This is a genomic window from Pseudoalteromonas sp. MMG022, assembly GCF_021654245.1.
GTDB lineage: Bacteria > Pseudomonadota > Gammaproteobacteria > Enterobacterales > Alteromonadaceae > Pseudoalteromonas > Pseudoalteromonas amylolytica.
Genome location: NZ_JAKFZQ010000001.1, coordinates 351,037 through 365,654, shown reverse-complemented (window position 1 = coordinate 365,654; position 14,618 = coordinate 351,037). Strand labels below are relative to the sequence as shown.

General features: G+C 41.2%; 18 protein-coding genes and 3 tRNA genes. 13 read left to right on the top strand and 8 right to left on the bottom strand.

Features of this window, described 5'->3' with window-relative positions:
• Positions 1–206 precede the first annotated feature (206 nt).
• Positions 207–2,159, top strand: coding sequence for a TonB-dependent receptor (locus tag L1070_RS01425; protein ID WP_237124188.1), 1,953 nt, complete (start codon positions 207–209; stop codon positions 2,157–2,159).
• 70 nt (positions 2,160–2,229) lie between these two features.
• On the opposite strand, the gene L1070_RS01420 is transcribed toward L1070_RS01425, so the two are convergent.
• The 3 genes from L1070_RS01420 to L1070_RS01410 all read right to left on the bottom strand — a co-directional run bounded on the left by L1070_RS01420 (position 2,230) and on the right by L1070_RS01410 (position 5,755).
• Positions 2,230–3,516, bottom strand: coding sequence for a hypothetical protein (locus L1070_RS01420; RefSeq protein WP_237124187.1), 1,287 nt, complete (start codon positions 3,514–3,516; stop codon positions 2,230–2,232).
• A gap of 86 nt (positions 3,517–3,602) precedes the next feature.
• Positions 3,603–4,436, bottom strand: coding sequence for a S1-like domain-containing RNA-binding protein (locus tag L1070_RS01415; RefSeq protein WP_237124246.1), 834 nt, complete (start codon positions 4,434–4,436; stop codon positions 3,603–3,605).
• The gene (locus L1070_RS01410; protein ID WP_237124186.1) at positions 4,433–5,755 is read right to left on the bottom strand and encodes a DEAD/DEAH box helicase; all 1,323 of its coding nucleotides are present in this window, start codon (positions 5,753–5,755) and stop codon (positions 4,433–4,435) included. The genes L1070_RS01415 and L1070_RS01410 overlap by 4 nt, the downstream gene beginning before the upstream one ends.
• A gap of 222 nt (positions 5,756–5,977) precedes the next feature.
• Here L1070_RS01410 and L1070_RS01405 point away from each other — a divergent pair, with 222 nt between their 5' ends.
• The 6 genes from L1070_RS01405 to L1070_RS01380 all read left to right on the top strand — a co-directional run bounded on the left by L1070_RS01405 (position 5,978) and on the right by L1070_RS01380 (position 10,000).
• A complete protein-coding gene (locus tag L1070_RS01405) occupies positions 5,978–6,964 on the top strand; it encodes a rhodanese-related sulfurtransferase (RefSeq protein ID WP_070985239.1) in 987 nt (328 codons plus the stop codon).
• Positions 6,965–7,563: 599 nt separating this feature from the next.
• Positions 7,564–7,654, top strand: a tRNA-Ser gene (locus L1070_RS01400).
• Positions 7,655–7,706: 52 nt separating this feature from the next.
• Positions 7,707–8,078 (top strand): hypothetical protein, encoded by a 372-nt coding sequence (locus tag L1070_RS01395; RefSeq protein WP_237124185.1) that lies wholly within the window; start codon positions 7,707–7,709, stop codon positions 8,076–8,078.
• Positions 8,079–8,151: 73 nt separating this feature from the next.
• Positions 8,152–8,769, top strand: a complete 618-nt coding sequence (locus L1070_RS01390; protein WP_070985241.1) for an FKBP-type peptidyl-prolyl cis-trans isomerase — start codon at positions 8,152–8,154, stop codon at positions 8,767–8,769.
• Positions 8,770–9,144: 375 nt separating this feature from the next.
• Positions 9,145–9,435, top strand: coding sequence for a hypothetical protein (locus L1070_RS01385; RefSeq protein WP_237124184.1), 291 nt, complete (start codon positions 9,145–9,147; stop codon positions 9,433–9,435).
• 64 nt (positions 9,436–9,499) lie between these two features.
• A complete protein-coding gene (locus L1070_RS01380; protein WP_237124183.1) occupies positions 9,500–10,000 on the top strand; it encodes a hypothetical protein in 501 nt (166 codons plus the stop codon).
• Between the two features lie 66 nt (positions 10,001–10,066).
• Here L1070_RS01380 and L1070_RS01375 read toward each other — a convergent pair whose 3' ends face one another.
• From L1070_RS01375 to L1070_RS01355, 5 genes are read right to left on the bottom strand one after another with little or no spacing between them, the layout of a single operon-like run.
• The gene (locus tag L1070_RS01375) at positions 10,067–10,396 is read right to left on the bottom strand and encodes a TusE/DsrC/DsvC family sulfur relay protein (protein WP_237124182.1); all 330 of its coding nucleotides are present in this window, start codon (positions 10,394–10,396) and stop codon (positions 10,067–10,069) included.
• A gap of 3 nt (positions 10,397–10,399) precedes the next feature.
• Positions 10,400–10,672 carry a DsrH/TusB family sulfur relay protein gene (locus L1070_RS01370; protein ID WP_237124181.1) on the bottom strand — a complete coding sequence of 91 codons (273 nt, stop codon included), beginning with the start codon at positions 10,670–10,672 and terminating at the stop codon, positions 10,400–10,402.
• Positions 10,669–11,025 (bottom strand): sulfurtransferase complex subunit TusC, encoded by a 357-nt coding sequence (tusC, locus tag L1070_RS01365; protein ID WP_237124180.1) that lies wholly within the window; start codon positions 11,023–11,025, stop codon positions 10,669–10,671. Before tusC ends, L1070_RS01370 begins: the two co-directional genes overlap by 4 nt.
• Complete coding sequence (tusD, locus tag L1070_RS01360) at positions 11,022–11,375, bottom strand: sulfurtransferase complex subunit TusD (RefSeq protein WP_237124179.1); 354 nt, start codon at positions 11,373–11,375, stop codon at positions 11,022–11,024. Before tusD ends, tusC begins: the two co-directional genes overlap by 4 nt.
• A gap of 56 nt (positions 11,376–11,431) precedes the next feature.
• A complete protein-coding gene (locus L1070_RS01355) occupies positions 11,432–12,097 on the bottom strand; it encodes a Bax inhibitor-1/YccA family protein (RefSeq protein WP_070985247.1) in 666 nt (221 codons plus the stop codon).
• Between the two features lie 238 nt (positions 12,098–12,335).
• Between L1070_RS01355 and L1070_RS01350 the strand changes: the two genes are divergently transcribed.
• The 6 genes from L1070_RS01350 to proQ all read left to right on the top strand — a co-directional run bounded on the left by L1070_RS01350 (position 12,336) and on the right by proQ (position 14,608).
• Positions 12,336–12,426: transfer RNA gene (locus tag L1070_RS01350), tRNA-Ser, on the top strand.
• A gap of 42 nt (positions 12,427–12,468) precedes the next feature.
• A tRNA-Ser gene (locus L1070_RS01345) sits at positions 12,469–12,559 on the top strand.
• 143 nt (positions 12,560–12,702) lie between these two features.
• Entirely contained in the window at positions 12,703–13,074 is a 372-nt protein-coding gene (locus L1070_RS01340) for a hypothetical protein (protein WP_237124178.1), read from the top strand.
• Between the two features lie 131 nt (positions 13,075–13,205).
• Positions 13,206–13,667, top strand: a complete 462-nt coding sequence (locus L1070_RS01335; RefSeq protein WP_070985251.1) for a GAF domain-containing protein — start codon at positions 13,206–13,208, stop codon at positions 13,665–13,667.
• Entirely contained in the window at positions 13,664–13,945 is a 282-nt protein-coding gene (locus L1070_RS01330; protein WP_070985253.1) for a hypothetical protein, read from the top strand. Before L1070_RS01335 ends, L1070_RS01330 begins: the two co-directional genes overlap by 4 nt.
• Positions 13,946–13,957: 12 nt before the next feature.
• Entirely contained in the window at positions 13,958–14,608 is a 651-nt protein-coding gene (gene proQ, locus L1070_RS01325; RefSeq protein WP_070985255.1) for an RNA chaperone ProQ, read from the top strand.
• Positions 14,609–14,618 lie beyond the last annotated feature (10 nt).

Sequence of the window (14,618 nt, the reverse complement as noted above, 5' to 3'; positions counted from 1 at the left end):
CCTCACATTAATTTATGCTTCTAAATCTGAGCTGCCTTTTGAGTTGACAGGTTTGTACTATACTTTTGAACAATACTTCCTTAACTCAGTGTTATATGAACTATCTATGTGCAGTTACATTAATATTTTGCTTCATACATTGCCCTGTCATTGCTAGTGAAAAAAATGAACAGCAAGGTTTATTTTCACTCCCAGTGGAAGAGTTGTTGCAATTAGAGGTAACGGTTGCGGCTAGAAAAAGTGAACCCTGGCTGTCTTCTTCAGGAACTGTGTATGTCATCGGGAAAAGTGAAATTGAGAACTATGGCTGGCGTGACTTAAAGGAAATATTGGCGAGTATTCCAAACATGGATTATTTCTACCAGTGGAGTTGGCTACCAGGGGGGCAGCGAGGGTTTACGGGCAATATGTCGGGCACTTTAATGTTGATTGACGGTAGAGAAGTGCAAAATCTACTTGCCAATGAAGCGTTTATTATGAACAACTTTCCCGCGAGCAGGATTGAGCGAGTGGAGGTGTTGCAGGGGCCAAACTCTACGCTTTATGGAGGCAATGCAACGCAGGGGGTAATCAATGTCATAACGCGGTTGGGACAAGACGAAAGTGAGCTGAGCCTGATCGCCGCAGAGGCTGATACCAAGCATGCTCATTTACTCCTGAATCATCAATATGATCAGCTATCAGTGGCGTTAAGTGCAAGTTACTTTGAAAGTGCTCAGGACTATGAACAGTTGAGAGCCTTCGTGATGAATCCTAACGAGTTTAGTCGCAGCAGCAAAGATGCTCTGCGTGATCTTAATCCTGATAATTTCAGGAATGATGAACGAAACTATACGCTTGATGGTCGGATGAATTATCAAGACTTTTATGTCGGTGCGAATGTTAGCCGTTCGGAAAATGTTAGTGGCATTGAGGCGGTCACTTATGATTATGTCACCGGAGATGATTCTAGGCGTGGCTATGAGAATTATTACCTTGGCAAACGCATTGAACTAAACCCAAGGCTCAGTGGATTTTTTGAAGTGAGCTATTTTCGTGAGTATAAAGAAAAGGATAGACTTACAACGCAAGTCCCTGATGACGCGCAATCCTATGAAGACTTATTTCAGTACAACGAAAGGGAAGATATTGGACCATCTGACAGAGTGCGGGTTAACACGCAATGGCAGTATCAGATTGATGAGCAAACGGATTGGATTGTGGGGTACGATGGTTGGCGAACACACATAGGACGAAAAATAAAATATCGTAAAACAGATGAGAAAACCATTTTGTTTACGCCACCTGAGTGGGCACAAGATAAAGAAAAATCCGAGAAGCATGCATTATTTGCACAGTATTCGAAAACCTTTAATTGGCAGAGTAAAAGTTTAAAAATTAGCGCAGGGCTTAGGCATAACCAACAAGACTTTACCAACTCAGCCTATTTACCTAGGGCAAGTATTGTATATCAGCCTGATTCTTCTGAGGCATTTAAATTCACGTATGGAGAAGCGTTCAGGCCACCAACAATTTTTGAGTTTGACTTAGTGGTCGATGATGAACTGGACTCTCAAACCATGAAGATGAGTGAGTTAAACTGGAGCAAGAGCTTCAGCTGGAATGATATAACATTTGCCAACATTGCGGCTGTTTACCATATGAAAGCAGAAAACTTTTATGAAAAGATACTCGACCCAGAACTGGGGGTTTGGCAAACAAGAGTGACAGGAGAACATGCAATAACAGGCTTTGAAAATCAGCTAAAGTTTCAGGCAAACCATTGGCAAGGTCAGGTGAGTTATCGATTTGTACAGCCTGACAAGACAAGAGTGGGTGAAACAACAGAGGTTCTAGATATCCCTACGCATAAATTAAAAGTTGGGTTGGTTTATCGATTAAGTAAGACTTGGCGAGTGGCGGGCTTTATCGACCATTGGTCAAAAGTGAATACGCAAGCAAACGCACTTTTAGGCGGTGGTACAGTGGTGGAACAAATACCTAGTTGGACTACCGTAAATTTACATGTGTTCAGGCAAAGTCAGCGGTATTCGATAGGACTATATATTGAAAACCTGTTTGATAGAGACTACTACCATAGCAATGCTCGTGGCACTTCACCGGTTAAATATCTACAAGCTCCCAGAAATGTTCGCCTACAAATGAGATATAACTTTTAAAATAAAACAAGAAGTTGGCTGTGAGGTAGGTTGATAGAGAAAGGTGAAGGGACTGAGGTCCCTTCCCGATTTATCGTATGGCCTTTGGGTATAAAGTTGCGCTGGCGACGGTTTGGTCATAAACGTTGAAAATACCAAACCAGTTTTGCGAGTCTACCTCAATGACACCATTACCCTTAGTGGTAGTTTTAAACTGTTTTAACACACTTTGGTTGTCGCCGTAGTGAATGTCTGAATAAGACCAATTTTGTATGGTTGCCAACAAGCTATTGAGGTTATACAAAGCTCCATTGGTTTGGCTGATTGGTTCAAATAGTTCTATTGAACTCACTTTGCCTGAGTGGTGTAGCTCAATACTTTGTGAACAACCGGTAATATACGATACCTTATTATTGAAACCTATAAGCTTTAATAAAGATGAGTGGTGTTTGCTTACAAATTCATCGATGTTGGTTTGCCCTGTAAAGCATGGCATTTGATTCACCACCACAGACTTTTCAAGTTTGTCACCAATCGTTAGTCCTTCAAGTTGAGAGCGAATGAGATCATCACTTACTTTGATATTGACGCTTTGAACCTCATTGAAATACTTTTCAAGTGAAGCTTGCTGTTGCCTATCAATAAACTTTTGTACTGTTTGACTCTGATCGTTATGAACAAAATGAAAGCTGGGTTGCTCAGAGATAAGTTCAACTCGGTTGCGTAAATCGATTGGTAATAGAGAGCGGCTGTATTGATACCCAGTTAATTTGTCATTTTGAAAAATGAATGCGTTATCTCTACCAAGAAAAGCTATCTTGAGGGTGTCATTTACCGGCCATAATGCACTAAAGCGACCAACGTTTTTTTGAGCAGAGTCAAAATGACTACCGAGTGCAATACCAAAAGGCATGTTGTGAGTCACGTTAGTGTTTTTGATAGAAAGGGGGCTAACGGCATGTGGCTGGCTTCTAAACTTAAGAGTTGTGGTCGTATCAAGTGCCAGGTTACTTTCAAAATTGATAATCCTGCTATGCAAACGGTGTGCATACTTCTCATTGATTACAATGCCATTCTCACATGATTTAACAGGGAGAATCGATACATAGGAGTTTACAAACTGATCTTCATCGTATCGAAAAGAAACATGCTTAATCACATAATCACTGCCAGTTTCTGCCATTTTAGCTTGGATTTTTCCTAGCATACGCAGCTTAGCTTCTTCCTCGATTGTTTTTGCTGGTTTACCCGATATGTCTGTATAAAGTGAATATACGTTGACAGGTTTTTGGTTAGCATCGTGCGTACACTCACTGCTTTGATGATACAAAGTTGCTGCTTGAGAAGAAGCACACACAAAAGAAATGACAATAGTCATTTGGAGATGAACAAGAATTAAATTAAAAAACCTTTCTATACAATTATTTAAGGTTTTTCTGGGGAGTGTTTAGCTCCCCAGTGTTGTTACTTTTTCAATGAAATGGACTTGGCTTCGATATTAATTTTACCTTGCTTAAACAACCCACCAATGGCTTTTTTATAATTAGCCTTACTGGTTGCAAACGCTTTTTTGATTTGCTCGGGGTCTGATTTATCACCTAACGGCAAATATCCACCATTATCGTTTAGGGCCTGTAAGATTTGCTCTCCTAAATCAACTACTTTACCCATGCCAGGCTTTTCTAAAACAACATCAATTTTACCGTCTTCACGCACAGATTTGATGTAGCCTTTAAGTTTTTGGCCCATAAACATGCGTTTGAACACGGTATTAAAAAACACCACACCAAAGTGTTGCTCATTGATAATAACCTTATAGCCGAGGTCGGTTTTAGCGGCGACAATTAAGTCAACTTCCTCAAACTTACTGTAATTTGGCTCCGTTTTATTTAAAAACTTATTTAAATTGCTCGAAGCACACAAACGCTTGCTCGCATTGTCCAAATACAATCTGACTAAGTAGCTGTGGCCCTCACGCATTTTAGGCTTTTGTTCGTTAAATGGTGCCAATACGTCCTTATCAATACCTATGTCCATAAAAGCACCGACTGTAGACAAAGCTTTGACTCGAAGTAGCGCGAATTGACCCACTTGTGCTATTGGTGTTTTGGTTGTAGCAGTGGGGTGGCCTTGTGCGTCTTGGAAGATAAATACTTGAACGCTGTCTCCTGCTTCCAAATGTTCTTCTAACTCTTGTGCGGGTAAGAACACCTCACCTAACTCTTTGCCATCGAGATAAGCACCTTCAGCACACACTTCGCTGATCATTAATGAATTAATACTTCCTAACATGATTATTCCTCAGTTGGCTTTGGCTTACGGCGCAGCGGTGCGTTGCCATCAACATCAAATGGTGCAGGGATGGCTTTTTTAATTTTGGGCTTAGCTTTGGTGATTTTTTTAGGTGCTTTTTTCGCAGCAGGCTTTTTAGCAACGGTTTTTGTCACTTTTGGCTTCTTAGGTTTAAAGCCCTTAAACTTCGCTTCAAGACCGGTAATGCTGTCGAATTCAAGCTCATCGCTTAAATAATTCTTTATGGCAATAAAGCTGTTCCAGTCTTTCGGACCCACTAGAGAGATTGCTGTGCCTTTAAAGCCAGCTCGACCAGTACGGCCTATGCGGTGCACGTATTCTTCAGCCTGCTTGGGCAAGTCAAAATTAATAACATGAGTGACGCTCAATAGGTCAAGACCGCGAGAGGCTACATCGGTCGTTACCAGTACTTTAAACAGGCCACGGCTGAAAGCGTCCATGATGTCTAATCGTTTATTTTGCGCCAAATCTCCGGCCAAGGCTGTGGCTTTAATACCTTGCGCATTGAGCTGTTCACTAATGCGCACCGTGTCTGAACGTGTCGCGGTGAAAATGATACATTGTCCAACATCTGGCTGCGCCACAAAGTGTTGCAACAAAGTATCCTTGTGATCTAAATGATCAGCAAAATAGAGTGTTTGTTTGATGTCACCATGTTGTTGATGTGCATCACTTAGGATGATTTTTTTCGGTGCGCGCAGCAAATTACGCGATGTTACTTCGACCTGCGCATGATCAAGTGTTGCTGAGAACAATAGCGTTTGACGTAAACGGTGATTCGCTTCATCGTTTATTTTATTGAGTTGATCTGCAAATCCTAAGTCTAACATGCGGTCTGCTTCGTCAAAAATTAGCAACTCTAAGCCACCTAGTTGCAATGAACGCTGTTCCAAATGGTCTGCTATACGCCCAGGTGTGCCAATAACGATTTGTGGGTCTTTTCGTAGCGCTTTGATTTGATCATTGAAGTTTTCACCACCGAGTACTTTGACCACGCTGATACTTGTGCCTGCAATCAATAAGCGACACTGGCTGAATACTTGCGTCGCCAGCTCTCGTGTGGGAGCAATAATTAAAACACGTGGGTCGCGTTTACTCAGTGCTTTTTGTTTCATTACGCGATGCACGGCTGGCAATAAAAAAGCCAGAGTTTTACCTGAACCCGTTTTAGATTGTGCAAATACATCGTGCCCAGCAATTGCTGTGGGTACCGCTTGACTTTGGATCGTCGTCGGTTGTGTGATCCCCTGATGAGCAAGTTGTTTTTCCAGACGGGCCTCAATGCCTAATTCGGTAAAGTGCAAAGCGTTTTTCTCCAAAACTTAACTAATGATTAGCCGCACATTATAGCAAAGCTATGTACAGCTCCGATAGCAATAAAGTTGTTTGTGTAAAGGGTTTTTGCAATTAATACAAAAATCCGTAGAATACGCGCTCTAGCGCCGGATTTACGGTTCGGTTTGTGTGCTTCATGCGTTGTGCTTAATGCTTGAGGCGAAGTAAAAGCTGAAAATTAGGAAAACTTTATGTCTAAACCATTTGTGGTTTGTGCCATGTATAAATTCGTGTCACTACCTAACTTTGAACAAATTCGTCAACCATTGCTTAATGTTATGGAGCAAAATGAAGTACGAGGTACTTTGCTACTAGCTGCAGAAGGCATTAACGGTACCGTTGCAGGTAAACGAGAAAGCATTGATACTTTATTGGCATGGCTTGATAAACAGCCGGGTTTAGACAACATTGTGTACAAAGAGTCATACGATGAGACATGTCCTTTCTATCGCACCAAAGTAAAGCTTAAAAAAGAAATTGTTACTATGGGTGTGCAAGGTATTGACCCTCTGAAGGTTGTTGGTAGTTATGTTAAGCCTCAACAGTGGAATGAGCTGATCTCCGATCCTGAAGTGGTGGTAGTTGATACACGTAATGACTATGAAATCGAAATCGGTACATTTAAACACGCGATTGACCCAAACACGAAAACGTTCCGTGAATTCCCACAATGGGCAAAAGAAAACTTAGACCCAAGCAAACATAAAAAAGTAGCGATGTTCTGTACTGGCGGCATCCGCTGTGAAAAATCAACCGCATACATGAAAGAGCAGGGCTTTGAGGAAGTATATCACCTTGAAGGCGGAATCCTAAAGTACCTAGAAGACGTACCAAAAGAAGAGTCATTATGGGAAGGGGAATGCTTTGTGTTTGACAACCGTGTTGCGGTAGATCACGATTTACAAAAAGGCTCATATGAGCAATGTCACGCTTGCCGTATGCCTATCACTGAAGAAGAAATGCAACGTGAAGAATACATGGAAGGTGTTTCATGTCACCACTGCCATGAATCACTGACGGATGAGCAACGTGCTCGTTTTGCTGAGCGTCAAAAACAAATGCAGCTGGCTCAAGCCCGTGGCGAAGGTCACATAGGTCACGAAGCTCAAGAAGTATTACGTCAGCGCAAAGAGGCCAAACAGGCACAAAAACAAGCACAAAGAGCAAAGACTGCCTAACGTTATTTAGGATAGGTCAAAACCTAAAAAAAGCCTCAACATATGTTGAGGCTTTTTTGTTGTTTATGCGCGCAAATGTTCAGTTTTTGTATGGTTGTGCTCTTATACTAAAGTTTGTTAGGCTAATTGTGTCTCAAACAACAATAATAGATGGCGGTCATGGGCAATTTATTTTTAAAAGAACGCGAAAGCTGGTGGGTTTGGTGCATATGGGGGGCTGTAGGCTGTGTGCTAAGTGGCTACGTACTTGTATCGACCAAGCAGCAACATTTAGCCTTTGTTGTGCCTAGTCTATTAAGTGTTTTTATTACTGTTTGGATGAGTTATAGCAAGCGGTTTGAGTTTTTTCGAGCATTCAAAGTTTTACTCTTGGTGGCTGCAATTTCATGCGTTCCATCATTGGCCGATATTTTTTTACCTCTAAATGAACTCGCGGTATCGGCATTTAAAGCTGTATTGGTGTTGGTTTTTTTGGTTATTTTGTGCGTAGTTTGTGCTTGGTTAGCAAAACGACCTAAACAATATTATTGAAATAAGCAAAAAATTACCTTTCCCCCTTTACAGTCGCTACGAAAACCACTAATATGCGCGCCAACAACGGAGAGATGGCTGAGTGGTTGAAAGCACCGGTCTTGAAAACCGGCATACGTTAATAGCGTATCTAGGGTTCAAATCCCTATCTCTCCGCCACCTCATTCCCAAAACCGCCTTAACGGCGGTTTTTTTCGTTTGGAGGGCATTTATGTCAGCAGCAGTAGTAGTTAAACACGCTAGTTTGTGGATTGTATTTGGCTTCTTTTACCTAACTGGTTTAGAGATGGCATTGCGTTTGGCTATTGACGGTCAACAAGATCCAACCTTACTAAAAACTCTTGCCTTTACCTTTTTATTTAATTTGTTGGCCGCTCACTTGGTGACAAAATATGAAACGCTATGGCCAATGTTAGGTGCGATTGTTATTAGCCTGACTGGGGTTGTGGGCTTTGGGTTTTATTTTACGGATCGTCTGGTGGATTATAGTGTTGAGTTGGCGATAGGGCTTACGTTGAGTTTACCGTTTGCAACTTTTGTTATTCAGCAAGTAAAAAAGCGACATGTGGATAATGCGACTTGATCGCGTTTAAACTCATCCTTGGCTATGTTACACTGCGTCCCGTCTTTTAATAGAAACAAAAGTGAATTAACTTATGTCAGATTTATTTAATACAGATGCTGAAAAAGCAAGCTATGGTATTGGCTTACAAATGGGTGAGCAACTAAAAGCGAATCCATTCGAAGGCCTTAACTTGCATTCGGTATTTGAGGGAATGAAAGACGCATACGCTGGAGACGCGTTCCGTGTTGAGATCCCAGAGATCCAAGCTGCATTTGAAAAAATCAATGCTGAAATCCAAGCTCGTCGTGAAGAAGAAGCGAAAGTACTCGCTGCTGAAGGCATTGCATTTTTAGAAGAAAACGCAAAACGTGCTGAAATCACGGTTACTGAGTCAGGTCTTCAGTATGAAGTTATCGCAACAGGTGAAGGCGCAAAGCCAGCTGCTGATTCAAAGGTACGTGTTCATTATCACGGCACACTTATCAATGGGACTGTATTTGACAGCTCTTATGATCGTGGTCAACCAGCTGAATTCCCTGTAAACGGTGTTATTAAAGGTTGGACAGAAGCGTTACAGCTTATGCCTGCAGGTTCAAAGTGGCGTCTATACGTTCCACATGAGCTAGCATACGGTGAGCGTGGTGCAGGTGCTGCAATCGCGCCTTTCTCAACACTTGTATTTGATGTTGAGTTATTAGACGTATTGTAATCGTATACTAAACAGCTAATGTTTAATGTTAGAACCCAGCCCAGTGCTGGGTTTTTTATTTTTAGATGTGACATGTTTGGTAGTGATTTATGATACTTTTTTAGCGATACCACCAAACATGGTTTATTGATAATCCCAAAAACTACAAGACGTAATTACTTAACCAGAACTAGCGATACCAAGATATCGTAAGGTTAATTAAATAGAAAATACAGCTCAAGAAGGACATACAGTGATGCTACTTTGTGTAGCTCAAGGCGTAAAGGTAAAACAACCGCTTAATTTTAACTTGACTAAGTATTTTTAAAAAAAACAGAATTGCAATGTTTTTTAAACATATCAATTAACATTTTGTTTTATATATAGGGAAATATTATGAGAAAGTTCATTTTGTTAGGGATAGTCGTATTACTTTCAACGTCAAGCTTATTGTTCAGTTCATTAAGTGCTGCTGCAAATAAAATCGCGGTATGTAATTCATGCTCAGACCAGCAAATGCAAAATAGAGCCATACAGTACGCGCCCAATGGCGGAATAGTACACGTACTGGATATTAAGGGTAATAAGGTTAAAGCATTTGAAACGGTGCGTGAAGAAGGTCTAATAATGTATTGGCCAGCTCCAGTTCAAGACTCAGTTAGAACTGGAGCTGGCAAAACTGGCTAAAAATACGATTGATGATTTAGCTGCAGGTTATGTGAGTATTGACCATTTGCGGTCATATTTGGGAATGTACTCAGATATTAACTCTGCACATACTGTCGCGAAGTCTGTACAGCAAAAAGCTGCAATTCAACAGGCGCTAACAGAGTATTTCACAGGGAATATTGCTGGTGTTTTAACGTCAGCCGCTGTCAAACTAGGCACAGGCATTGTGAATCAGATATTGACGGTTAATATGGCAGTTAACGTGCGCTTTCCTAATGATGGAAGCACTTATAGTTTTATGTTTAAAGGAGTTATTGCAAACCTAAACGGCGATATAACCATTTCGTTTGAGCCGATTATTAACTCAGGCAGAGATAAAGGCGTTCGCTTAAATGAGTCAGGTAATTATGCTGACTATAGAGCTAGCGGCCCAAATGATGCACTACAAAGAATTTTACAGCACATGATCGCATCTGGAGTGAAAGTAACCATTGGAGACACTATCTATAGAGGTGGAAACGTGACCGTAACGCGAGTTATATGCAGCAATGAGCCACCTAAAGGTTGTGTTGCGGCTGAATAGTGAACTTCGGACTTGTATAAATATACAGCCACTTTTTAAATAGTGGCTGTATAGAAGCTCAATTGTTTAAATACACCTCGCAGGCTTAGGCAACCCAGCAATTTTGGTGGCCTGTTTGGCTGGGCCTTTAGGAAACAGTTTATATAAATACATGCTATTGCCTTTATCTTCACCCAGTGCTTTTGCCATCGCTTTGACCAGCATGCGAATTGCAGGGCTGGTATTATATTCCTCATAAAAGTCTCGAACAAAATTTACTACTTCCCAATGCGCATCAGTTAGCGTGATCCCTTCTTGTTCGGCGATGATAGGGGCCAGCTCCGTGCACCATTGTGTATGATCGAGTAAATAGCCTTGCTTATCGGTTTCGATGATTTGATTATTAAATTCCAGCATATATTACCAAGTAATTGATTTTTTCGCGTTGTCGACAAGCGCTACCCACTCAATATCGCTGATTAAATTAATGCCAGTATCAACGCTTATCGCGCGAGCGGTCGCACAGCTTTCCAGCATGTAGCACTTATCTGATAAACCCATGTATGAAGCGTGATCATAACAGGCGTCACCAATGAGTAACAGTGCATCATGACTCGCAATCAGCTTATCTAATTGTATTGTACTGTAATATGAGTAAGGCTTAGAAAGCATGTGTACAGTATTAATGTTCATAAATTGACGACCATATCTTGTTGTTGCAATAACGCTTGCTGCTGTGACTTACTCAGCACTGTGACAGGAATGCTAAATTGCTGTTGATTGAGCTGGTACTTTTGCATTGCTTCCTCACATACATACACTTGTTCAACATCGTATATTTCTAGGGTTTTGATTGTTTTGAAGTAATCTTTTAAACCCAGCTGAGCTGCGGACTGCTCTTTTTTAAGTGAGAGTAGGGCACTGTCGAGTAGCAGCCAAGAAACGTTTTGGTCAATGGCCGCGTATATCAGTGTTGTATCCAGTGCATCGCGAATGTTTAAGCCATCAAATGGGCTTTTATGACTAAGTATGAGTACATTTTTCATTTAAACTGCACCCACTTATCAGCCTTCGCGCTGAGCATGGCAAACTCTGCCAAGCCTGCGACTTTAAATAAACCGGTATGAGCAATATCAACGGCTCGCTTTTCGGCAGCAGTCACACACAGCATTAGTGGAATACCTTGATCTGATAATGTTTGCCAAATACTTTTGACATCGAGTTCATCGCTTGCAAGCTGCAAGTGTTCAGATGCGTGACTGACGGCGTCTTGATATAAAAAAATACAGTCAATCTGATGGCCACTTTGCAAAGCGGCGTGTGCAAAGCGAGAAAGATTTTGCAAACAATGTTGATCTGCAACACTCGTATGTAAGGATAATACAAATTTGCTCAAAATACGCCCATAAAAAAAGCCCCATAATAGGGGCTTAGTTTACCAGAACTAACTGGTTAGTCATCACTTGCACCTAAAAGAGCAAGTAGTGAAGTGAATAGGTTGTAGATATTTAGGTATAAGCCAACCGTAGCTAGTACATAGTTGGTTTCACCACCATTTACGATACGGCTTGTATCGTAAAGAATGAAACCTGACATCAATAGTACGATTGCTGCGTTTAATGCCATGAAAGCTACACTGCTACCGATAAACAAGTTAACTAAGCTTGAAATCACAACCACGATTAAACCAACCGTCAAAAAGCCGCCCATAAATGAGAAGTCTTTTTTCGTTGTTAAAGCGTATGCTGATAAGCCAAAGAAGATCAACGCGGTTGAGCCTAACGCTTGTGTAATTAACATTCCACCGTTTGGCATAGCAGCGTAGTGGTTAAGTAGTGGCCCTAAGCCAAAGCCCATGATACCGGTGAACAAAAACACTAAACCAATTGCAGATGATGAATTAGCTTTCTTATGAATAACGAAAATTAAGCCAAGACCAATTAGAGAACAAACAAGCCCTGTGAAGCGCGGTAACGCCATTGTCATTGATATCCCTGCCGTAACTGCACTAAATGCTAGTGTCATTGCAAGCAGAAAATATGTGTTCTTTAGTACCTTGTTAGTTTCAATGGTCGACATTACCGGCTTAGCGGTATCGTACGAGTGATTGAACGCCATGGTTAAACTCCTTAATGAACAAATGTTCCAATAAATAAACTGGATTAAGATTACCAAGAGTTATATGGTTCGGCAAACATTGTCGATCAAATAGAGTGCAGAAATCTAGAAAAGTTCCGTTTGCACTATAGAGTTGTTCTACATTTGAACAAATGTGAGGTTTTTTGAGCACTTAAACGTTTTTATGAAAAAAAAGCTTCACATTGGCGACAGTATTCCCTATTATTCGCCCCGCTGCGGAGAGATGGCTGAGCGGTTGAAAGCACCGGTCTTGAAAACCGGCATACGTTAATAGCGTATCTAGGGTTCAAATCCCTATCTCTCCGCCACTAAATTTTTGTATATAGCAACATTGCTATATACCCGCTTTTGGAGAGATGGCTGAGTGGTTGAAAGCACCGGTCTTGAAAACCGGCATACGTTAATAGCGTATCTAGGGTTCAAATCCCTATCTCTCCGCCACTATTCTTATGAATAGCAAGCCGCTGATTAGTCAGCGGCTTTTTTATTGCTTGCTGTTCGCTAAATTAGACCAAAGTCCACTTGTAGATATGTACATATGCGTCAAGCTCAAATGTGATGTATGACTTAAGGCTATCTTCAATATGAAACAACAACTCGCTAAAAGTGTCGCACTTTCATTCTTATCGCCGCTGTTTACTGGCTGTGTGCTGGGCTTGTACTTCACAATTTCAAACCAAGGAGGATTAAGCATTTTTTTAAGCTTACTCACTGGTGCGATTGTAAACGCTCATGTCGTTGGGCTATCCATGGCTTTGTTTGTAGTGCCTGGCTATTTGTTACTCTACAGAATTAACAAGGTTCACTATAGTGCAATATTAACATTGGGGATGCTTGGAGGTGCTATTTGTAGCTATCTATTTGCGGCCCAGAATGGCGCGGGGTTTGTCATTAACTCAGTCATGGCAACTATGGCTGCAGGGCTGTTTTTGTATGGCCTAAGACGTTTTGCATAATCACTTGCTCTATATTTAGCCAAGTAGCACTATATTTACGGATATTTAATACTTTTTCTCCAGAAAAGGTTTCATTTAATTGCCCGAAAGAGTACCTTAGACTTTTGTATGTTGTAACCGTGATTTATTAAATGCAGAAGCAAGATTTTTACCAGTCACTCGTAAAACAAGCACAGGCGCTCATCAGCGGTGAAAGAAATGTTATCGCGAATATGGCTAATCTTAGTGCCTTGTTATTTACTTCATTAGAAGACATTAACTGGGCTGGATTTTATCTCGTTGATAGTCCTGATGAGTTGGTTTTAGGCCCTTTTCAGGGGAACCCAGCGTGTATCCGCATTCCTGTAGGTAAAGGCGTCTGCGGCACTGCAGCCCATGCCAAAGAGACTCAACTGGTTGAGGATGTGCACGCGTTCGATGGCCATATAGCATGTGATGCAGCGTCAAATTCGGAAATTGTCATCCCAGTATTCAAAAACGGTGAAGTGTTCGCCGTTTTGGATATTGATAGCCCGAGCTTAGCGCGTTTTGATGAAGCGGATAGGGATGGATTACAAGCTTTGGTTCGTTGCTTTGAGTTGACGCTATCGTGAAAGATCTACTGAACGTACAAGATTACTTATTTTCTAACGCCGACGTGGGAGACTGGGAAGGTGAAGAGGAACATGTTGCTGAGACATTGAATGAGCTCATTCATTTTGCTTGGCAACAAATACCAGATGATCTCGAATGTGAAATCATCGATAATTTGATAAACGGTATATGGGAACATCTTCGTGGTGATTTGGCTTTATTAGAAGCTGAGTTTGAAGAGTTAACAGACTGGGTAACACACTATATCCAATCATCGTTAGATGAACAGATGTCATAAATAGGTTCAAAAATGGAAACCACAAACAAGCTAAAAGATATTAATGAGGTACTGGATTTTCTATATTCAGAATTCCCTCAGTGTTTTAAACAAAAAGACGGCATAAAGCCACTTAAGGTTGGTATCTTTAAAGATATCGCTGAGCGCATTGAGGGCTCAGACAAAGTGAGCAAAACTCAGGTACGCCAAGCACTGCGTAAATATACTTCGAACTGGCGTTATCTCGAAGCCGTGACCAAATACGAATTTCGTATCGACCTTGATGGAAACGATGCTGAAAAAGTAGAGCAGGAGCATATTGAACATGCTCAAAAAGCGCTTGAAGAAAGCCGTGCTAAAATGGCTAAACGCAAGAAACCACAACGTCCTCGTCAGGATGGTGAAACAAAATCTTACAAAAAGAAAGGTCCAGCGCATCCTCGCTCGGGTGACAAAAACGCTAGAGTTAACAAGAAGCCAGCACCGCAACAAGCAAAACGTAGTTCAGGAAAAGTTGAACCATTGCCAGCTAATGAGGTCAAGGTTAATAACAAAGTAAAAGTTAAGTTAGGCCAAGCACTTGTTAATGCAACTATTACTGAAGTGAACAAAGATGAAGTTCATGTTGAATTAGTAACAGGCATGCAAGTTAAAACTAAAGCAGATAGCCTATACATCGTTTAAGGAGTTGTGC